The sequence below is a fragment of the Sulfitobacter sp. 1A13421 genome (genome assembly GCF_043557285.1).
Taxonomy (GTDB): Bacteria; Pseudomonadota; Alphaproteobacteria; order Rhodobacterales; family Rhodobacteraceae; genus Sulfitobacter; species Sulfitobacter faviae.
In genome coordinates this window covers 433756-453424 of the sequence record NZ_JBIFFQ010000001.1, presented here as the reverse complement: position 1 = coordinate 453424, position 19669 = coordinate 433756, and the positions used below count along the sequence as shown (strand labels likewise).

Annotated in this window: 17 protein-coding genes; 6 read left to right on the top strand and 11 right to left on the bottom strand. The window is 62.7% G+C overall.

Annotation, left to right across the window (positions count from 1 at the left end; translation table 11 throughout):
- Positions 1–6: 6 nt before the first annotated feature.
- The 6 genes from tilS to folD all read left to right on the top strand — a co-directional run bounded on the left by tilS (position 7) and on the right by folD (position 7473).
- Positions 7–1278 (top strand): tRNA lysidine(34) synthetase TilS, encoded by a 1272-nt coding sequence (gene tilS / locus ACGYLI_RS02215; RefSeq protein WP_394416760.1) that lies wholly within the window; start codon positions 7–9, stop codon positions 1276–1278.
- Between the two features lie 101 nt (positions 1279–1379).
- The gene (ftsH, locus tag ACGYLI_RS02210; protein ID WP_394416758.1) at positions 1380–3296 is read left to right on the top strand and encodes an ATP-dependent zinc metalloprotease FtsH; all 1917 of its coding nucleotides are present in this window, start codon (positions 1380–1382) and stop codon (positions 3294–3296) included.
- Between the two features lie 145 nt (positions 3297–3441).
- Positions 3442–4095 carry a hypothetical protein gene (locus tag ACGYLI_RS02205; protein ID WP_394416756.1) on the top strand — a complete coding sequence of 218 codons (654 nt, stop codon included), beginning with the start codon at positions 3442–3444 and terminating at the stop codon, positions 4093–4095.
- A gap of 40 nt (positions 4096–4135) precedes the next feature.
- A complete protein-coding gene (locus ACGYLI_RS02200) occupies positions 4136–4720 on the top strand; it encodes an MOSC domain-containing protein (protein WP_394416754.1) in 585 nt (194 codons plus the stop codon).
- A 111-nt stretch (positions 4721–4831) separates the two neighbouring features.
- Positions 4832–6508 carry a formate--tetrahydrofolate ligase gene (locus ACGYLI_RS02195; RefSeq protein ID WP_394416752.1) on the top strand — a complete coding sequence of 559 codons (1677 nt, stop codon included), beginning with the start codon at positions 4832–4834 and terminating at the stop codon, positions 6506–6508.
- 74 nt (positions 6509–6582) lie between these two features.
- Positions 6583–7473: a bifunctional methylenetetrahydrofolate dehydrogenase/methenyltetrahydrofolate cyclohydrolase FolD gene (gene folD, locus ACGYLI_RS02190; protein ID WP_394416750.1), complete on the top strand. Its 891-nt coding sequence runs from the start codon at positions 6583–6585 to the stop codon at positions 7471–7473.
- On the opposite strand, the gene ACGYLI_RS02185 is transcribed toward folD, so the two are convergent.
- The 11 genes from ACGYLI_RS02185 to ACGYLI_RS02135 all read right to left on the bottom strand — a co-directional run bounded on the left by ACGYLI_RS02185 (position 7470) and on the right by ACGYLI_RS02135 (position 19461).
- Positions 7470–7892, bottom strand: a complete 423-nt coding sequence (locus ACGYLI_RS02185) for a PaaI family thioesterase (protein ID WP_394416748.1) — start codon at positions 7890–7892, stop codon at positions 7470–7472. The two genes, folD and ACGYLI_RS02185, sit on opposite strands and share 4 nt — an antisense overlap.
- A complete protein-coding gene (gene pdeM / locus ACGYLI_RS02180) occupies positions 7892–8563 on the bottom strand; it encodes a ligase-associated DNA damage response endonuclease PdeM (protein WP_394416746.1) in 672 nt (223 codons plus the stop codon). The genes ACGYLI_RS02185 and pdeM overlap by 1 nt, the downstream gene beginning before the upstream one ends.
- Before the next feature lie 286 nt (positions 8564–8849).
- Positions 8850–11303 (bottom strand): ligase-associated DNA damage response DEXH box helicase, encoded by a 2454-nt coding sequence (locus ACGYLI_RS02175; protein ID WP_394416744.1) that lies wholly within the window; start codon positions 11301–11303, stop codon positions 8850–8852.
- A 44-nt stretch (positions 11304–11347) separates the two neighbouring features.
- Positions 11348–12655, bottom strand: coding sequence for an ATPase (locus tag ACGYLI_RS02170; protein WP_394416742.1), 1308 nt, complete (start codon positions 12653–12655; stop codon positions 11348–11350).
- Positions 12656–12784: 129 nt separating this feature from the next.
- Positions 12785–13279 (bottom strand): prepilin peptidase, encoded by a 495-nt coding sequence (locus ACGYLI_RS02165; protein ID WP_394416740.1) that lies wholly within the window; start codon positions 13277–13279, stop codon positions 12785–12787.
- Positions 13280–13282: 3 nt separating this feature from the next.
- A complete protein-coding gene (locus tag ACGYLI_RS02160; protein WP_394416738.1) occupies positions 13283–14134 on the bottom strand; it encodes a tetratricopeptide repeat protein in 852 nt (283 codons plus the stop codon).
- 27 nt (positions 14135–14161) lie between these two features.
- Positions 14162–14761 (bottom strand): tetratricopeptide repeat protein, encoded by a 600-nt coding sequence (locus ACGYLI_RS02155; RefSeq protein WP_394416736.1) that lies wholly within the window; start codon positions 14759–14761, stop codon positions 14162–14164.
- Positions 14761–15738, bottom strand: coding sequence for a type II secretion system F family protein (locus tag ACGYLI_RS02150; RefSeq protein ID WP_271688038.1), 978 nt, complete (start codon positions 15736–15738; stop codon positions 14761–14763). The genes ACGYLI_RS02155 and ACGYLI_RS02150 overlap by 1 nt, the downstream gene beginning before the upstream one ends.
- Positions 15739–15748: 10 nt before the next feature.
- Entirely contained in the window at positions 15749–16711 is a 963-nt protein-coding gene (locus ACGYLI_RS02145) for a type II secretion system F family protein (protein ID WP_271693166.1), read from the bottom strand.
- Between the two features lie 11 nt (positions 16712–16722).
- The gene (locus ACGYLI_RS02140; RefSeq protein ID WP_394416734.1) at positions 16723–18192 is read right to left on the bottom strand and encodes a CpaF family protein; all 1470 of its coding nucleotides are present in this window, start codon (positions 18190–18192) and stop codon (positions 16723–16725) included.
- A 24-nt stretch (positions 18193–18216) separates the two neighbouring features.
- Positions 18217–19461 carry a CpaE family protein gene (locus ACGYLI_RS02135; RefSeq protein WP_394416732.1) on the bottom strand — a complete coding sequence of 415 codons (1245 nt, stop codon included), beginning with the start codon at positions 19459–19461 and terminating at the stop codon, positions 18217–18219.
- Positions 19462–19669 lie beyond the last annotated feature (208 nt).

Sequence of the window (19669 nt, the reverse complement as noted above, 5' to 3'; positions counted from 1 at the left end):
CCGCAGATGACTGCACCCGCCGCACCGGCTGATGCAGCGCTGACCGAGGGGCTGCTTTCGGGCTTGGGCGGCGCGCTGCCGCCCCGCCTTGGCGTCGCCGTCTCAGGCGGGGGCGATTCCATGGCGCTGCTGTCGCTTCTGCATGAGCTGGCGACGGCGACGCGCAGCCATCTTGAGACCGTGACCGTCGACCATGGGCTGCGCCCGGAAGCGGCGGAAGAGGCCGCCATGGTCGCGCGCCATGCCGCCCGACTGGGGTTGGCCCATGAGACCCTGCACTGGCGCGATTGGGACGGTCAGGGCAATCTTCAAAACGCCGCGCGTGAGGCGCGCTATCGCCTGATGGCCGATTGGGCCGTGCGGCGCGGGCTTCCCGTCGTGGCCCTTGGCCATACGGCGGACGATCAGGCCGAGACGGTGCTGATGCGCTTGGCGCGGCGGTCGGGGGTCGATGGCCTTGCGGCCATGGCACCGCGCAGCGAACGGTTCGGTGTCACATGGCTGCGCCCGCTGCTTTTCGCCCGGCGCGCGGCCCTGCGCGATCATCTGCGGCGGGCGGGGCTGCACTGGGTCGAAGATCCCAGCAACGATGACCCGCGCTATGCCCGGATCAAAACCCGCCAAAGCCTCGATGCCCTCGCGCCGCTTGGCATCGATGTAGAGACTTTGGCCGAGGTCGCGCGCAACATGGCCACCGCCCGGGCGGCGTTGGACGCCCAAACCGATCGCGCCGCGGGCGATATCCTGCGTATGGAGGCGGGCGCGCAGGTGATGCAGGCCGATGCCTTTTTCGCCGAGCCGGAAGAGATCCGCCGCCGCCTGATGCTCCGCGCGCTCGGGCAGATCAACGGCGGCGCTTACCCCCCGCGCCGCGGCCCCGTGGCCGCCCTGATCGCGGGGCTAGCGGAAGGGCAGGCGGCCACGCTGGCGGGCTGTCAAGCGCTGCTCCGGCGCGGTGAAATCTGGATCTTTCGCGAGTATAACGCGGTGCGCGATCTGCGCGTGCCTGCGGATCAGCTTTGGGACGGGCGTTGGCGTGCGATTCCCCCCGAAGGGCTGCCGCCCGTGGCCGAATTGCGCGCGCTTGGCCCCGAGGGGCTGGCACAATGCCCCGATTGGCGCAGCCTTGGGCGACCCCGTGCCGCCTTGCTGTCGACCCCGGCCATCTGGCAGGGCCCGCGGCTGCTTGCCGCGCCCCTTGCCGGGCTGGACCAGAAATGGCATGTCCGGCGCGAAAGCGGCGCGGAATGGAACAAAACCGCGCCATTATCGCATTGAACATGAGCGCATCATGTCTATCTTAGTATGGTGGTTGCCCGAACGGGCGCCCCTTGGGTTGCGGGACTTGCCCGCGGCCATGTGAATTTAGGAGAATTCCCTTGGGAAATGTTCGTAACCTCGCCTTCTGGGTTGTCCTGATGTTGCTTGTGCTGGCGCTGTTCAACCTGTTCAGCGGGTCCAGCGGGTCGCTGCAAAACAACGAAGTCAGCTATTCCGAATTCGTCACCTCCGTACAGGATGGTGATGTCCGAAATGTGACATTGGATGGTGAGCAAGTGCGATTCCGCCAAGCGGATGGTGCCGACTACCTGACGATCAAACCCGGCGATGCCGAGCTGACCCAGCTTCTGATCGACAACGACATCCCCGTCAAAGCGCGCCCCCAGCAACAATCCGGTTTCCAGACCTTCCTGATGTCGCTTTTGCCCATCGCGCTGCTGATCGGCGTGTGGATCTACTTCATGAACCGCATGCAGGGCGGCGGTAAGGGCGGGGCCATGGGCTTTGGCAAATCCAAAGCCAAGATGCTGACCGAAAAGCATGGCCGTGTGACCTTTGACGACGTGGCGGGCATTGACGAGGCCAAGGAAGAGCTTGAGGAAATCGTCGAATTCCTGCGCAACCCGCAGAAGTTCTCCCGCCTCGGCGGCAAGATCCCCAAAGGCGCGCTGCTGGTCGGCCCTCCGGGCACCGGTAAGACGCTGCTGGCCCGTGCGATTGCGGGCGAGGCTGGCGTGCCCTTCTTCACCATTTCGGGCTCCGACTTCGTCGAGATGTTCGTGGGTGTCGGTGCGAGCCGCGTGCGTGACATGTTCGAACAGGCCAAAAAGAACGCCCCCTGTATTGTCTTCATCGACGAGATCGACGCCGTCGGTCGCCACCGTGGCGCAGGCTATGGCGGCGGCAACGATGAGCGTGAGCAGACCCTGAACCAGCTTCTGGTCGAGATGGACGGTTTCGAGAGCAACGAGGGCGTCATCATCCTCGCCGCGACCAACCGCCGCGACGTGCTCGACCCCGCGCTGCTGCGTCCGGGCCGTTTCGACCGTCAGGTCACTGTGCCCAACCCCGACATCAAAGGCCGCGAGAAGATCCTTTCGGTGCATGCCCGCAAGACCCCGCTGGGGCCGGACGTCGACCTGCGCATCATCGCGCGCGGCACGCCGGGCTTCTCGGGTGCTGACCTTGCGAATCTCGTGAACGAGGCCGCGCTGATGGCCGCCCGTGTCGGCCGGCGTTTCGTCACTATGGTCGATTTCGAACAGGCCAAGGACAAGGTGATGATGGGCCCCGAGCGCCGGTCGATGGTGATGACCGCCGAGCAGAAGGAAATGACCGCCTATCACGAGGCCGGTCACGCGCTGGTTGGCATGACGCTGCCCAAGTGCGACCCGGTCTACAAGGCCACGATCATCCCGCGCGGCGGCGCGCTTGGCATGGTGATGAGCCTGCCTGAGATCGACCGGCTGAACATGTTTAAGGACCAATGCCACCAGCGTCTGGCCATGGCCATGGCGGGCAAGGCGGCGGAAATCCACAAATACGGGCCGGACTCGGTCTCCAACGGTCCGGCGGGCGACATCCAGCAAGCCTCGGCGCTGGCGCGTGCGATGGTGCTCCAATGGGGCATGTCGGATAAGGTCGGCAACATCGACTATTCCGAAGCCGCGCAGGGCTATCAGGGCAACACTGCGGGTTTCTCCGTCTCGGCCAATACCAAGGAACTGGTCGAGAAAGAGGTGCAGCAGTTCATCCAAGACGGCTATGATCGCGCGATGAAGATCATCACCGAGAAAGAGGTGGAGTTCGAGCGTTTGGCCCAAGGTCTGCTGGAATATGAGACCCTGACCGGCGATGAGATCAAACGCGTCATGGACGGCCTGCCGCCGGCAGAGGATTCCGACGACGACAACTCCGACACCGGCAGCGCGCCGAGCGTCACCGCGATCCCCAAGGCGAAGGGCAAGAAGACCCCGCCGAAGGATGGCGGGATGGAACCTGAACCTTCGGTCTGATCCGACCTGCGACATATGACAGACCCCGCTTCGGCGGGGTCTTTTCGTTTTCGACACTCCCTCCGGTCGGGCCGGGAATTCCACTATCGCTTCACAGTCGCCATCGCGTTAGACAGGAACGGAATTCTGGAACAAGCCGGGTCTTATGCGACGCATCCTTTCTGCCCTCGCCCTTCTACTCGCCTTCACCGCCGGAGCGGTCTGGGCCGAGCCGCAGACCTATGCTGTCGCTTTAGGCGGGCGGCAGCTCGGGACCTTGCAGTTCAACGGGCAAAGCCGGAACGCGGCCTTCCTGCTGTCGCTCGACAACGCGCCCTTCGGCATCAAGAACGGCAGCTTCAAGGCGGTCACCCAGTCGCGTGGCACCGCGGTGAGCTATCTCGGGTCCAACCGGGGGAGCGAGACGCGCGATATCGCGATTGAACGGGCGGGGCGGCAGGTCACCTCGGTCAAGATCACGCCGTCATCGGAAATGACGAAAATGTCGGATGCCAAGGCGGTGCCTGCCGGCGTCCTCTTCCCGCCCGAGCTTTTCGCCGCTCTTGCCACCGGCAAAAGCTGCCCCGCGCCGCTGTCGCTCTACGATGGGCGCCGCGTGGTGAAGATCGCGACGCAAAGCAGCCGAGAGCAGGGGGCTTCGGTGGTCTGCGATATGTCCTACCGCGTTGTCATGGGGCCGGGCTATGTCTCGCCCTTTTATCTCAAATCTTTCGGGATGGCGCTTGTCTACACGGCGGGCGCCCTTGCCAAAGCCTCATTGAGCGGGGGCGGTTTCAAGGTGCATCTGATCCGGCAATAGGCATAGGATGCCATAGCAAACCACGCCAAAAGGACGCCCCATGCCCGAACTACGCAAGACAGACCATACCGCCCGGATCACTTGGCTGGGCATGGTCCCTCAGGACCGCGAAAACATCCGCTCGGTCGCGGTGGAGCAGGCCTTTGCGACCTATGCGGGCATCAAAGGTGATTTTCACGCAGGGCTGACCCGCCCCGCCTGCGTGCGCGTGCGCAACCTGCATGCCAAGGGGACGGAGATACGCAACACGCGTCAACTCTCCATCCTCTCCGCCGAAGAGATGGCCGAGATCGCCGCCGCCATCGACCTTCCCAAGCTCGACCCGACCCTGCTGGGCGCTTCGATCATCCTTGAAGGGATCCCGGATTTCACCCTTGTCCCGCCGGGGTCGCGGCTGCAAAACGAGCATGGCACCACCTTGGTCGTGGACATCGAAAACGGCCCCTGCAACCTGCCGGCCCGTGAGATCGAGGTGGAGGCCCCCGGCCATGGCAAAACCTTCAAAGCCGCCGCCCAAGGCAAACGCGGCGTGACCGCATGGGTCGAGCGGGAGGGGCCGTTGAGTCTGGGCGACACGCTGCGGCTTTTCGTGCCGAACCAGCCGGTCTGGCCGCATCTGGGCTAAGCGCGCGCCGTTTCGCGAACTTTGAGTGTCGGAAACACGGCCCCCCGTCTGGGGCTTGTCGCGCTATGGCTAAAGAATAAAGATCGCCACCAACGGCAACAGGGGATTCTCATGGCTTTCAAAACCGACATTCAAATCGCCCGCGAAGCGGCGAAACGCCCTATTCAAGAGATCGGCGCGAAGCTGGGCATCTCAAGCGACGACCTGCTGCCCTATGGCCATGACAAGGCGAAGGTAAGCCAATCCTTCATCGATTCTGTGCAGGAGCGCGCGAACGGCAAGCTGATCCTCGTCACCGCGATCAACCCAACCCCGGCGGGGGAGGGCAAGACCACCACCACCGTCGGGCTCGGCGACGGGCTGAACCGGATCGGCAAAAAGGCGGCGGTCTGCATCCGCGAAGCCTCGCTGGGGCCGAACTTCGGGATGAAGGGCGGGGCCGCGGGCGGCGGCTACGCCCAAGTGGTGCCGATGGAAGAGATGAACCTGCATTTCACCGGCGATTTCCACGCCATCACAAGCGCCCACAACCTGCTGGCGGCGATGATCGACAATCACATCTACTGGGGCAATGAGTTGGAGATCGATACCCGCCGCGTCACATGGCGCCGGGTGGTCGACATGAACGACCGCGCCCTGCGCCAGATCACCGCCTCCTTGGGCGGTGTGCCCAACGGTTTCCCGCGCGAGACGGGCTTTGACATCACCGTGGCCTCCGAGGTCATGGCGATCCTCTGTCTGGCCAAGAACCTCACCGATCTGCAAGAGCGCCTTGGCGCGATGATCGTCGCCTACCGCCGCGACCGTAGTCCGGTCTATGCCCGCGACATCAAGGCGGATGGGGCCATGACGGTGCTTTTGAAAGACGCGATGCAGCCGAACCTCGTGCAGACGTTGGAGAACAACCCCGCCTTCGTCCACGGCGGGCCCTTCGCCAATATCGCCCATGGCTGCAACTCGGTCATCGCCACGACCACAGCGTTGAAACTGGCAGATTATGTGGTGACAGAGGCAGGCTTTGGCGCCGATCTCGGGGCCGAAAAATTTATGAACATCAAATGCCGCAAGGCGGGGCTGGCGCCTTCGGTGGTGGTCGTCGTCGCCACGGTGCGCGCGATGAAGATGAACGGCGGCGTGGCGAAAGCCGATCTAGGGGCCGAGAATGTCGAGGCCGTGCAACAGGGCTGCGCCAACCTTGGCCGCCACATCGAAAACGTGAAATCCTTTGGCGTACCCGTGGTCGTGGCGATCAACCATTTCGTCACAGATACCGACGCCGAAGTGGCGGCTGTGAAGGACTATGTCGCGGCTCAAGGGGCCGAGGCGATCCTCTCGCGCCATTGGGAGTTGGGCTCGGAAGGCTCCGCCGATCTGGCCACCCGCGTGGCAGAGATCGCCGATGGCGATCACGCGAATTTCGCCCCGCTCTATGCCGACGAGATGCCGCTGTTCGAAAAGATCGAGACCATCGCCAAACGTGTCTACCGTGCCGATGAAGTGCTGGCCGACCAAAAGGTGCGCAACCAGTTGAAGGATTGGGAGGCGCAGGGCTATGGCGATCTGCCGGTCTGCATGGCCAAGACCCAGTATAGTTTCTCAACCGATCCCGACCTGCGCGGCGCGCCCACCGGTTTCAGCGTACCCATCCGCGAGGTGCGCCTTTCGGCAGGGGCGGGCTTCGTTGTCGTCATCTGCGGTGAGATCATGACCATGCCGGGCCTGCCGCGGGTGCCTTCTGCCGAGGCAATCAAGCTCAACGCCGATGGCGATGTGGAGGGATTGTTCTAAGGCGGGTTGCAATGACCCGCCGTCGCGGTGATGTAGAGCATGTTCAACCTGCAGCGAGCGAAAGTGAGACGGATATGGCAGCGACAATCATAGATGGCAAAGCCTTTGCAGCAACGGTGCGTGAGAAGGTCGCGGGCCATGTCGACCGGCTGAAGACGGATCACGGTGTCACCCCCGGCCTCGCCGTGGTGCTGGTCGGCGAAGACCCGGCAAGCCAAGTCTATGTCCGCTCCAAGGGCAAGATGACCCGCGAAGTCGGCATGAAGTCGGTCGAACACAAGCTGCCCGCGACCGTTGATCAGGACGACCTGCTCAAGCTGATCGACGCGTTGAACAACGACCCCGAGATCCACGGCATCCTCGTGCAACTGCCGCTGCCGGATCATCTGGACGAAACCCGCGTGGTCAATGCCGTCTCGCCCGCCAAGGACGTGGATGGCTTCCACATCTCCAACGTCGGCCTGCTGGGCACAGGGCAGAAAAGCATGGTGCCCTGCACCCCGCTGGGCTGCCTGATGATGCTGCGGGACCATCACGGCGATCTGACGGGTATGAACGCGGTGGTCATTGGCCGTTCCAACATCGTCGGCAAACCGATGGCGCAGCTGCTCTTGGGCGATAGCTGCACGGTGACCATCGCGCATAGCCGCACCCGCGATCTGCCCGAAGTGGTGCGCCGCGCCGATATCGTGGTCGCCGCCGTTGGCCGCCCCGAGATGGTGCCCGGCGATTGGATCAAAGAGGGCGCCACGGTGATCGACGTGGGCATCAACCGGATCGAGACCGGCGAGAAAACCAAACTGGTCGGCGACGTGGACTTCGACAGCGCCAGCCAGCGCGCCGGGGCCATCACCCCGGTGCCCGGCGGGGTCGGGCCGATGACGATCGCCTGCCTGCTGGCCAATACGGTCACCGCTTGCTGCCGTGCCAACGGGTTGGCAGAACCCGAAGGGCTGATCGCTTAAGCGCCTGGCACCGGCACGATGGTGCCCTGCAGGATGGCGATGAGCTTGGCCGCGCCATCCGTTTCCGCATGCACCTCCGCCGTGACCACACAAAGCCGCCGGCCCGGTTTCACCACCCGGCCCGTGGCAATCAGCCGGTCTCCCCGAGCGGGAGCCAGAAGGTTGATCTTGATCTCCGAGGTCACGACATCCATTTCCGGCGGCAACATGCTCAAGGCCGCATAGCCCGCCGCGGAATCGCCGATGGAAAAGGTCAGCCCCGCATGGCCAAAACCCTGCTGCTGCATCGCGCCCGGCAGGACCGGCGCGGCAACCCTGACCAGACCCGACTGCACTTCGATGATCTCGGCCCCCAAGGTCTGCATCATGGTCTGCTTGGCAAAACTCTCCCGCACCCGGCGTTCAATCTGATCGTCCATCATCGCATCTTTCCGGGCATGGGGATCGCCACAGGGTGCGGCCCCGTCAGCACCGCACAGGCCTCTGGCCCCATCAAATCACAAAGTACCCGCGACTGGCTGCGCAGCCCGCCGGTATAGGTGCCATATGCAGGCAGGATCAGCCGCTTGCTGTCAAACAAAAACGCCGGACGCGAGATGCTGCGGCCCCGCGCGCGGATCGATGCCTTGGGATGATAATGCCCCGACACCTCGCCGGAGGTCCCCTCCGCCGCAATATGCCGAAAGGTCAGCGGGCCGAGCGCCAACTCACCCAAATGCGTACCGCCCAACCCAACCGGGCCCGGATCATGATTGCCTTCGATCCAATCCCACCGCCGCCCGGCCTGCAGGCCGAGAATCCAAAGCCGCTCTTCCTCTGGCAGTGCCCGCGCCGCGCCAAGGTCATCGAAACTATCGCCAAGGCAGATCACATGCCGCGCCTGCGTGAAAGACAGGTCGGCCGCCAACCGGTTCAACGTATCGCGCGTCTCATAAGGCGGCAACGCCGACCCGCCGCGCCGCGCGATCCGTTCCGACTTGCCCAAGTGAAGGTCGCTCACACAAAGCAAATCCCTTTCGCCCCACCAAAGCGCGCCAGAACCAAGCGCAGTCAGCCCGGCCCCGGCGAATGAAAATTCAAGTCCGTTCATCCTTTGTTCATCTGAGATCGGCACTGATTTGGCAAGGGGCCAAACGCGAAGGTTGCGCAGATGGAAAGGTCAGCGCAGAGGTATTTAAGAAAGGATGAATTGCAGAAAGCGCGCCCCGCGATCGGGTGGTCACCGGACCGGAGACGCGCCTTCATCCTTTGCGGTCATCGGCTCCTCGGCCTGTACCGCGAGAGGAGGATGCGCCACCTTAGTTAAAGATCCCTTAATCATCTTCATCCTTTTTCAAATACCTTGCAGAACCTCTCCGCCCGCGAAACGCTCATGTTCAACGACCATCCCGCCATGGCGGCTGATCCGAGGGCGGCGGGGTGAGTTGCGCGAGGCCGGATGCTTCCATCAAACGTTCCGCCTCTTCTGCCAACAGACGATCCTGCCCGGCGCCTTCGACCGGAACGCGGCCCATTTCGAGAAACAGCGGCGCGGCCAGGGGGCTTACGCGGGAGAGCTTGCGATGGGTGATCCGCCCGGCAATTCGCCCGAGCATTTCTTCGATTCTGCCGAAATCCACCAACCCGCTGAGGGCTTCTTCGCGGGTGATGTCGAGCATTAGGTGGTCCGGTTCATAGCGTTGCAGCGTGTCGTAGAGGATATCGCTGGAGAAGGTCGTTTGCCGTCCGGATTTGCGCGCCTGCGGGCTGTTGCGCTCGATCAGCCCGGCGATGGTTGCGGCGGCGCGAAACGTGCGTTTCATCACGGCATTGCCCGCGAGCCAACTGTCGAGCCCTTCGTGCAGCACTGTCGGATCAAGCAGCGGTGCCGGGTCGTCGACAGGGGAGAGCCCCCAGATCAGCGTGGCATAGTCCGTCGCGACGAAGCCCAAGGGGCGCAGGCCGAGGTCTTCCATGCGTTTGGTGAGCAGAAGGCCGAGCGTTTGTTGGCCGTTGCGTCCGGCAAAGCCGTAGAACACCGTCTGTTCGGCAAAGTCATGGGGGAAGCTTTCCACCAGCAGCGTGCCGGGCTGCGGCAGTTGGCTGACCTCCCGTTGCAGGCTGAGCCATTCGGCGGTGTGGGGCGGCAGTTCGGGCCAGCTGTCTTGTGTGAACATTTGTTGCACGCGGGCCGAAAGCTGGGTGGAGGTGGCGAATTTCGTACCGCCAAAGGTCGCCACTTTCGGCTTTTTGGCGGCATTTCGGCTGACCTCGACCACGGTTTCGCGCAGCCCTTCGTAGCGCACGATTTGCCCGCCGATCAGGAAGGTGTCGCCTTTGGTCAGCGTGGCGGCAAAGCCTTCTTCGATCTCGCCTAGGGGCTTACCGCCGCGGTTGCGTTTCATGCGGACCTTGAGCTTGTCGGTGTCCTGAATGGTGCCGATGTTCATGCGGATACGTTGCGCGGCGCGGGGGTCACGCAGTTGCCATTGCCCATCGGGGCGTTGCAGCAGCCTTTGCCAGCGGTCGTAGGCGCGCAGCGCGTAGCCCCCCGTGGCGCAGAAGTCGAGGCAGGCGTCGAAGGCGGCGCGCGAGAGGTTGGAATAGGCGCCGGCGGTGCGGATTTGGGCAAAGAGGTCCTCGGCGTCGAAGGGGCCGGCGCAGGCGGTGATGAGGATGTGTTGGCAGAGCACGTCGCGCGGGCCGTCCCCCCTTGGGTCGCCGTCGAGCGCGCCCTCGAGAACCGCCTCTAGGGCGGCGACGCATTCCACCACTTCGAAGCGGTTGGCGGGGACCAGAAGCGCCTTGGAGGGCGCATTGTAGTGGTGGTTGGCGCGGCCGATGCGCTGGACCAGACGTTTCACGTTCTTCGGCGCGCCGATCTGGATGATGAGGTCCACGTCGCCCCAGTCGATCCCCAGATCAAGCGTGCCGGTGCAGACGATGGCGCGTAGATCGCCGTGTACCATCGCCGCCTCGACCTTCTCGCGCTGCGCGCGGTCGAGGCTGCCGTGGTGGATGGCGATGGGCAGGGCGTCCTCGTTGGCGAGCCAGAGTTTGTGGAAGAAGATCTCGGCCTGCGCGCGGGTGTTGTGGAAAATCAGCGTCGTCTTGTGTTGGCGCACCTGTTCGAGGACCGCGGGGATCGCATAGGCCGCGCCGCCGCCGGCCCAGGGCGGAGCTTCCTCGGTGCGCAGCATCTGGATGTCGGGGGCGGGGCCGGGATCGGCCAAGAGCACTTCGCAGGGGTCGGGGTGGCGGGCCATCAAGTGGGCGATGGCCGAAGGGTCTTCGACGGTGGCCGAGAGGCCCACGCGCTTAAGATCGGGGCACAGCGCTTGCAGCCGGGTCAGCGCCAGCATCAGCTGGTCGCCGCGTTTGCTTTCGGCCAGCGCGTGGATCTCGTCGATCACCACGCGTTTGAGGCCCCGAAAGGTGCGCGCGGCGTCCTCATAGGAGGTCAGCAGGGCGAGGCTTTCGGGGGTGGTCAGCAGGATATGCGGCGGGTCGGCGCGTTGGCGGCGGCGGCGCGATTGCGAGGTGTCGCCGGTGCGGTCTTCGATGCGGATCGGCAGGCGCATCTCCTCGACCGGGCGTGTGAGGTTGCGTTTGATGTCCGCCGCGAGCGCCTTGAGCGGCGAGATGTAGAGCGTGTGCATCCCCTCGTGATCATTCTCGGCCAGATCGACGAGGGTTGGCAGGAAACCGGCCAGCGTTTTGCCGCCCCCTGTGGGGGCGATGAGCAGCAGGGCGGGGGCCTCGGCACGGTCCAGCATCTCTTGCTGGTGCGGGTGCAAAGACCAGCCGTTCTGGGCGAACCAATCGGCGAATTTTGGGGGTAGGGCGCGCATGCACCCAATGTAGTATCGGCAGGGCGCGGTGCCAGCGGCGAAGGCTATTTAACGATCACCTCATCGCGAACGAACATATTGGCCCATGCACGGTCCACCAGATCGGGGTTCATCTGATAGGGGATGCCTTCGAAATCGCAGATCGCGATCATCTGGTCGATCAGGAAATTCGGCTGATAATTCGCATAGACATTGTCGATGGTGGGGTATTTCACCTTGAGCAGATGAACCAGCGTCGCCTCGTCCAGCGGCATGCCGCGTTTGCGGGCGACCATGGCGAAGATCTTGAGGAAGTTCTCTTGGTCCGGCCCGTCGATCTTGATCTTGAAAAAGATACGCCGCAGGGCGGCTTGGTCGAAAATCTCGTTCGGGTGGAAGTTGGTAGAGAAGATCACCAGCGTGTCGAAGGGCACCTCGAATTTCTCGCCCGATTGCAGGGCGAGGATGTCTTTGCTTTCCTCCAGCGGGACAATCCAGCGGTTGATGATGCTTTGCGGCGGCTCTTTTTGGCGGCCAAGGTCGTCGACGATGAAGATGCCGCCCGTGGCCTTGAGTTGCAGCGGCGCCTGATAGGTCCGCGCCGTGGGGTTGTAGACCAGATCGAGCATGTCGAGCGTCAACTCGCCGCCCGTGATGACGGTGGGGCGTTCGCAGCAGACATAGCGGGCGTCATAGCGCGTGATCCGGCGCAAGGAGGTTGGGTCTTGCACCTCGGCCTCGGCGGCGGAATGAACGATCGGATCATAGACGGTGATGACTTGGCCTGCGTATTCGATGGCACGGGGGACATAGACCCGATCGCCAAGCGCGTCGCGTATGCCATTGGAAATGCTGGATTTACCGTTTCCCGGCGGGCCGTACATCAGGATCGACCGCCCGGCAGAGACGGCGGGGCCGAGGTGATCCAGCAGGCTGTCGGGCAGCACCAAATGGCCCATGGCGCCGGTCAACTGGTCACGGGTGATTTGCAGATTGCGCACGGATTGGCGTTTGACCTGCTCGCGATAAACCTCAAGCGGGACGGGCATGGCGCCGAAATATTCCGACTGCGCCAGTGCATCCAATGCGCGCGCCTTGCCCGCGTCGGTCAGTTGATAGCCCATCTCATTGCCGCTGGTGGCGCTGAGCGTGCCGGTGGCTTCGATCAGGCGCTGGCTGCGAGCTTGATCCACCATCTCCTGCGTGACCGGGATCGGCAGGCAGAGCGCTTGGGCCAGATCGCTGACCATCTCGACGTTCTTGCGAAAGATCGTTTTCAGAAGGATATCGCGCATCATCACGATGGGCAGCTTCATATCCTCCAACCGCTTGGGGGGCGGCGGGGCAAGCACGGTGCTGGTCGGGGCGTTCATCAATGGCTTCCTTGGAAAGTCATGCGGCGGTGCGGCTTGTCGGTCAGACTGGACGGTAAATCTTGAATATGGCGTGAATGTGGACGCATTTGCCCGCTGAAAAGAGAGTTTGCGGCAGGGCGGGGGCGTTCAGCCCCCGTAGAGCGCGCCCAGGATGAGATAGAGCCCCAGCGTGGTCCCAAGGGCGAGGCCCATGGGGAATTTCTTGGTTTCCTGCCAGCTTTGCCAATCGGGCGCGAGACGGCGCAGGGGGGTGTATTTCACCCCGCGGTGCGTGGCTGCCGCGGCGAGAAGGGTGACCATGAAAAGCATCATTAAGAGACGCAGATCGCCCCATGCGATATAGGGCGCGGCGGCGGCGGCGAATTTTGCGTCACCGGCCCCCATGATCCCGGCGGCGTTCAGGACGATGCCGACCACCAGAACCACGACAAGGCTCAGCAGGCGCCAGAGATAGGTGTCAAAGGGCAGCAGAAACAGCCCCAGTAGCACAAAGATCGCGGTCAGCACCAAGACCGCCTGATTGGTAATGCGCATCTGCTTCATGTCGGTGAAGGCGACATAGAAGCAGATCGGCAGGACGAAGGGCAGAAACCACAGGGCCGCCGTGGCAGAGATCGCCATGGATCAGCCGTTTTCCAATGCGCGCAGAGAGCGAACGGCGGCTTCGAAATGCTGGGGGTGCGTGTCGATCGCTTCGCGCAGCAGGCCCTTGCCGGTCTCCACATCGCCGCGTTTGATCGCCGAGAGGGCCATCGTGTGCAAAAGCTGGGCGCGCTCAGATTGCTCCATCGGCATCACGGGCAGGGTGTAGTCGCGCTGCGCGGCGCGGGCCATGATCAGGTTGTTCTTGGCGGTGAAAAGCGTGTTGTCCTGACGGATCGCCTCGCCAAACAGACGCTCGGCTTCGGGGTAATCGCCGCGGGTTAGTTTGGAGTAGCCCCAGTTGTTCATCACGGCGGCGGGGGTCGTGGTCAGGCCGACGGCGATCTCGTAAAAACTGTCGGCGCGGTCCCACTGTTCCTTGCTGTCGGCGACCATGGCCTCAAGCCGGTAGCGGGCAAAGGTCTCGTGGGTGGGCGGGATGCTGTTGAGCACCGTTTCGGCCCGCGCCCAGTTGCCCGAGCGGATCAGCGCATCGGCCAATTGCACGCTGTCTTCGGGGGTGGCGCCTTCCATCTTGGTGACCCTGTCCCATTCGCTCACGGCCTCGGTCGTGCGTTTGGCGCGGACCAGTGACGTAGCGAGCCCGCGCTGGTGGTCGATCCGGTCGGGGCTTTCCTTGACCGAACGCGCGAAATAGCTCACCGCCTCATTCGGGTCGGCCACTGTCAGCATCACGTCGGAGAGGTTGGTCTCATCCACCACGTTGACGTCCTTGAAGGCCCGTTCAACGGTGGCGTTCGCGTCTTTTTCACCGCAGCCCGCAAGGGCGGTGACGCCTGCCATGCAGACGGCCAGAATGATTGGATGGCGCATTTTGCGTCCTCTTACTGCTCTGCCGGGTCATGGTGTCGGACGTATCAGGTAGTCCCCGCTGCCGCGCCGCACCAATTTGTAATTATCCTCATTGACTTCTGTTATAACAGATTTTTCCGTTTTTGCGAGCGCCAAGCGCAGATTGTCCCGAATTGCGTCACTTTCGCCATTGTCGAGCGCATAGGCTTTGCGGAAAATCTGCTCGGCCTCGGCGGTCTGGCCGCTTTCCATCAGCACGACGCCAAGGTTGTTCCAGACTTCCGGCTCGGCGGCGTCTTTCTCAACGGCGCGGCGCAGCAGGGTTTCCGCCTGTCCCAAACGCCTAAGCCCAAGGTTCGCGCTGCCGAGGGCCGAGAGGATTTCCCCGGTCAGCCCATGCTCCAGCGCGGCGCGGTTGAAGGATTTGATGGCCAGTTCATATTGCCCCGCCGCAATCAGCCGGTGCCCTACTTCGACCCCGTCGACAGCCTCGGCCCGTTGGTTCACGCCGGGGGCATAGAGGTTTTCGGGTGTCTGATCCCCGCGCAACGCGGAAAAGCCGCCTGTCGAACAGGCGGCCAGAGCAAGGCCCAAGATCGGCCCGGTGAAAACGGCGCGGAGGAGGCTGCGCCGAATTTCCTTTTTCATTAATTCCCCATCTGACCCAGTTGCGAGATGCCATGCGCCGAGGGGCCGATCAGAATGATCAACAGCGGCGGCACGGTAAGGCCCATAGTGGCAAGGGTCATCTTGGTTGGCAACTTGTTTGCCGCTTCCTCGGCCCGCATCACACGTTTGTCGCGCATCTCGGCGGCATAGACGCGCAGGGCGTCGGCGATGGAGGTACCAAAGGCTGCCGATTGGATCAGCACGGTCACGAAAGAGGAGACATCCTGCACGCCGCAACGCTCGCCCATGTCGTTGAGCACCGATACCTTGTCCTTACCCGCTTTCATCTCATAAGCGACCATCTCGAACTCTTCGGAGAGGGCGCGGTAGGAGGCGCGCAGCTCGCGGGCGACGCGGACGATGCATTGGTCCAGCGATTGCCCGGCTTCGACGCAGACCAGCATCATATCCAGCGCGTCGGGGAAGCCGCGGGTGATCTCTTCTTTGCGGGAATCGACCCGGCGGCGGACCCAGTATTTCGGCAGGTAGTAACCAATGGCGCCGGGGCCGATGGCCCACATCATGGTCTGCTGCGTTGTCAGCCCTTCGCCGCCGCCCAAGACATTGGTATAGACCAGGCCGCCGACCAGCCCAAGCATCCCGAGGGCAAATTGGGCAAAGTAATAAAGCCGCACCGCATCGCGCGAACGATAGCCCGCTTGGCGCAGCATCAACTGTTTGGCGCTGAGTTCGGCCACGTCCTCAGGCTCAAGAAACTTGGCGAATTTCTGCAACTGCGCGTTTTGATCCGATTGGCGCAGCTTTTCACGCGAACTGTCCCCCGTCGGGGCAGAACTGGTGCGCTTGAGCTTGGTCAGCGGGTCTTCGGGCTGGCGCAGCATCAAGACCAGCGTGATCGCCACCAAGGCGACGCCCAAAGTGCCGATGATGATGATCAGCCCCATCGGCCCCAAGGCTTGGTTGATCTGATCGTTAAGCTGATTGAAAAATTCCATCACCGGCCTCTCAGACTTTGATATTGGTAAGGATGCGCATCACGAAAAGGTTCAGCACAAGGAAGATCCCCACAAGGAAACAGGCGGGAATGAAATAGGGGTGATCGCGCACCTCGTCGTAGTAATGCGGATCGCCGAGGTTGATCACCACCAGCGCGGCCAGCGGGAAGCCCGATAGGAACTTGCCCGACCATTTCGCCTCGGCCGTGATGGCTTTGACCCGGCGGAACAGGCGGAAGCGGGCGCGGATCACCTTGGCCAGACCGGCAAGGATCTCGGCCAAGTTGCCGCCCGATTGCTGCTGAATGGTCACGGCGACGGCGAGAAAGCGCAAATCCTGCATGTCGAGCCGTTCGGCCATATCTTTCAGCGCCTCGCCCAGATCGCGGCCATAGGCGGCCTCATCGGCGATCACGCCGAATTCCGAGGCGAGCGGGTCTTGGATTTCCTTCGACACGATGGAAATCGCGTTGGAGAAAGGGTGCCCCACCCGCAGGCTGCGCACCATCAGCTCCACCGCATCGGGAAGCTGTTCTTCGATCATCGCCATGCGTTTGCTGGCCTTATGCGACACCCAGAAGAACACCGCGCCCACGCCCATGGCGATGGACATCAGCGCGCGCACCGACACGGAGGTATCGGTGCCGATGGTCAGCCCCAGAAAGGCCAAGGCGGCCAACCCGGCCATGATCATCAACAACTGCTGCGGCGTGAAGGCAATCGCGGCTTTCTGCGCACGTTCTGACAGCAGGGAGTAGAGCGGGATCGACTTGGCGTTCATATGCTGCTGCATTTCCTTGCGCAGCTTATCGAGCACCTCTTCGCGGCGGGCGCCTTTCTCCAGCATCTCAAGGCGGCGGTTCACGCGGCTGTTGAGGCTAATGGATTTGCCGAATGCGACAAGGTACAGCCCCTCGACCAGCACCAGAACGCCGATGAAGATCAGACCATAGATGATTGGTTCGGCACTCATTGCATCAATCCTTACTGGGCCGCCACGGGTTCGTAGATAGAGGCGGGCAGGTCATAGCCCCACATGCGGAACCGCTCAGAGAAGTGGCTACGCACGCCGGTGGCGGTGAAATGGCCGATGATCTTGTTCTCGGGCGTCAGGCCGACGCGCTGGAAGCGGAAGATCTCTTGCATCGAGATGACCTCGCCCTCCATGCCCGTGATCTCGGTGATCGAGGTCATCCGGCGTGAGCCGTCTTGCAAGCGGCTGGCCTGCACGATCAGGTTCACAGCCGAGGAGATCTGGCTGCGCATCGCCTTGAGCGGCATTTCGATCCCGGCCATGGCAATCATGTTTTCCAGACGGCTGATGCCATCGCGGGCCGAGTTGGCGTGAATCGTGGTCATGGAACCGTCGTGGCCGGTGTTCATCGCCTGCAACATGTCGATGACCTCTTCGCCGCGCGTCTCGCCGACGATGATGCGGTCGGGGCGCATCCGAAGGGCGTTTTTCAGACAGTCGCGGGGGGAGACCTCGCCCTTGCCTTCGACGTTGGGCGGGCGGCTTTCCATCCGGCCCACATGGGTCTGTTGCAGTTGCAATTCGGCGGTGTCTTCGATGGTCAGAATGCGTTCGGCATTGTCGATGAAAGACGACAGCGCGTTGAGCGTGGTGGTCTTACCCGAGCCCGTACCGCCCGACACGATGATGTTGAGACGCGTGGCCACGGCGGCCTGCAAATAGGCGGCCATCTCTTCCGAGAAGGCGCCGAAGTTCACCAGATCGTCGATGCCCAGCTTGTCTTTCTTGAACTTACGAATGGACACGAGCGAGCCATCGACGGCCACCGGGGGCACCATGGCGTTGAAACGCGAGCCATCCTTGAGACGCGCGTCAACGTAAGGGTTGCTTTCATCCACCCGACGCCCCACCGCCGAGACGATCTTGTCAATGATCCGCAGCAGGTGCTTTTCGTCTTTAAAGGTGATGTCGGTCAATTGCAGCTTGCCGTCGCGTTCGACGAAAATCTGCTGCGGGCCGTTCACCAGAATATCGTTGACGCTGTCGTCTTTCAGCAGCGTCTCTAGGGGGCCAAGACCGGTGACCTCGTTATAAAGCTCGGAGTTCAGCGTCATGCGGTCTTCGCGGTTGAGCACGATGCTCTTTTCCGAAAGGATCTCGACGGCGATATCGTTGATTTCCTGCCGCAAATCAGCTTCCGAGGCATGTTCCAGCGCGGCGAGGTTGAGGTTGTCCAAGAGCGCGCGGTGCAATTCGAGTTTGATCTCACTCATCCGCTGCTTGCGCTTGACCTCACGGTCCTCGGGGGAGGCGGCGGCGGGTTTGACCGCGCGGCGCATTGAAACCGGTTTGGCCGCCGGTGCGGGCGCAGGTGCCGCGGGGGCGGGCTGGGCGGCTTTGGCTGGCTTGGCCTCACGCGCCGGCGCCGGGGCGGCGGCTTTCGGGGTGGCAGAGGCTGGTTTCTTGTATTTCGAGAACATCGGTACGCTCTTTCGCTAGGGGGCTCAGGCGGCTTTGGCCTGCTCGCCCTTGAGATCGTGGATGGAGCTTGCCAGTTTGGCGATTTCGCGGCGTAGTGGGCTTTTCGGCGCGGCATTGGCCAGCGGCAGCCCGTGGTCATTGGCCTGCGTCACCGCCTTGCCGCCATCGGGCATCTGCACGTCGATCGAAATGCTCAGCGATTCGGCCATGCGCTTGACCCGGCTCTTGGCGCTGAGATCGGTGAATTTCGGCGCGCGGTTCATCACATAGCGCAGCTTTTCAAAGGGCAGTTCCTCAGACTGCAGTGCCCGTTTGAAGCGCAGCGCGTTCTGGGCCGAGCGCATGTCGAGTTCCAGCATGGCAAAGTAGACATGCGCGCTGGTCAGCACCGTCTCGGACCATTGAACCAGCGTCGAGGGCATATCGACGATGACATAGTCGAACTGGTTGCGCGCCATGTTGAGGATGCGGTCGATATCTTCGTTGGTCACGATATCGAGCGGCAGCATCTCTGCCGGGGCGGTCAGCACATGCAGCTTGTCTTCAAAGGTTTGCAGCGCTTGGCCAAAGATCTCTTCGTCCATGGATTCCGTGTCGGACATCATCTCATAGACTGCCTCGCGGCGTTGCAGATCAAGGAAGGTCGCGACCGAGCCATATTGCAGGTCGAAATCCAGCAGGCAGACCGAGGGCGGGTTTTTCTTGTCGGCATTCGCCAGTTCCCAAGCTAGGTTCACGGCAAGGGTCGTGGCCCCGGTGCCGCCAGCCAAACCATGCACGACGATCAGTGCGCCATCCTTTTGCGCACCGGCCTTCAACTGCGGCGCACTGCTGTCGGCTGCGGGGGCAGGGGGGGCGTTCTCTCCGGCGCGGACGCGGGCGATGGCCTGTGCCAATTCGCCTTCGGGCAGCGGATAGGGGACGAACTCATCCGCCCCCTTCCGCAGCAGCGAATGCAACGCGGCGGGGGTCATGTCTTCGGCGATCAGGATCACCCGGATGTCGCGCGCCTTGGCCTGTGTGATGATTTCGCTCATCAAAACGAGGTTGTCCTCGTCGGTCTCATCCATGGCGAGGGCGACGAATTCCATCGCCTCGGCTTCGGGTTGGCTGAAGAATGCCAGCGCCTCGGCGAATCCCAGATCGCCCCAGCTTTCGCCCAAAGTGGCTTCCATATCTTCGATCAAGAGGTCGAAGTTCTGTACATCACGGCTGATTGTGCAGGCAACGATCGGCGCTGCTTCGGGTTGTGGCATAGTGCTGCTCATGACCTTTTGTCCTTTACATCAACGGTTTGGCCGGAGGGCGGCGATATTCTGTCGCCGCGAACGCTCTAACCTCTGCCTTATGCGCGGCGCTTGAGCCGGGCACATTTATCCTTCTGCGTCGAATATCACCCCAAACTGGGGCGAGATTGGGGCCAAAAAGCCTCTATTGTTGGGTATCTTGAAACGATACGTCCATTCGCGCCCGATT

What these genes read in the sequence shown, in the direction of transcription:
- tilS (WP_394416760.1), top strand. Translation starts at nt 7, where the DNA reads ATGACTGCACCCGCCGCACCGGCTGATGCAGCGCTGACCGAGGGGCTG.
- ACGYLI_RS02205 (WP_394416756.1), top strand. Translation starts at nt 3,442, where the DNA reads ATGCGACGCATCCTTTCTGCCCTCGCCCTTCTACTCGCCTTCACCGCC.
- ACGYLI_RS02200 (WP_394416754.1), top strand. Translation starts at nt 4,136, where the DNA reads ATGCCCGAACTACGCAAGACAGACCATACCGCCCGGATCACTTGGCTG.
- ACGYLI_RS02195 (WP_394416752.1), top strand. Translation starts at nt 4,832, where the DNA reads ATGGCTTTCAAAACCGACATTCAAATCGCCCGCGAAGCGGCGAAACGC.
- folD (WP_394416750.1), top strand. Translation starts at nt 6,583, where the DNA reads ATGGCAGCGACAATCATAGATGGCAAAGCCTTTGCAGCAACGGTGCGT.
- ACGYLI_RS02185 (WP_394416748.1), bottom strand. Translation starts at nt 7,892, where the DNA reads ATGGACGATCAGATTGAACGCCGGGTGCGGGAGAGTTTTGCCAAGCAG.
- pdeM (WP_394416746.1), bottom strand. Translation starts at nt 8,563, where the DNA reads ATGAACGGACTTGAATTTTCATTCGCCGGGGCCGGGCTGACTGCGCTT.
- ACGYLI_RS02175 (WP_394416744.1), bottom strand. Translation starts at nt 11,303, where the DNA reads ATGCGCGCCCTACCCCCAAAATTCGCCGATTGGTTCGCCCAGAACGGC.
- ACGYLI_RS02170 (WP_394416742.1), bottom strand. Translation starts at nt 12,655, where the DNA reads ATGAACGCCCCGACCAGCACCGTGCTTGCCCCGCCGCCCCCCAAGCGG.
- ACGYLI_RS02165 (WP_394416740.1), bottom strand. Translation starts at nt 13,279, where the DNA reads ATGGCGATCTCTGCCACGGCGGCCCTGTGGTTTCTGCCCTTCGTCCTG.
- ACGYLI_RS02160 (WP_394416738.1), bottom strand. Translation starts at nt 14,134, where the DNA reads ATGCGCCATCCAATCATTCTGGCCGTCTGCATGGCAGGCGTCACCGCC.
- ACGYLI_RS02155 (WP_394416736.1), bottom strand. Translation starts at nt 14,761, where the DNA reads ATGAAAAAGGAAATTCGGCGCAGCCTCCTCCGCGCCGTTTTCACCGGG.
- ACGYLI_RS02150 (WP_271688038.1), bottom strand. Translation starts at nt 15,738, where the DNA reads ATGGAATTTTTCAATCAGCTTAACGATCAGATCAACCAAGCCTTGGGG.
- ACGYLI_RS02145 (WP_271693166.1), bottom strand. Translation starts at nt 16,711, where the DNA reads ATGAGTGCCGAACCAATCATCTATGGTCTGATCTTCATCGGCGTTCTG.
- ACGYLI_RS02140 (WP_394416734.1), bottom strand. Translation starts at nt 18,192, where the DNA reads ATGTTCTCGAAATACAAGAAACCAGCCTCTGCCACCCCGAAAGCCGCC.
- ACGYLI_RS02135 (WP_394416732.1), bottom strand. Translation starts at nt 19,461, where the DNA reads ATGAGCAGCACTATGCCACAACCCGAAGCAGCGCCGATCGTTGCCTGC.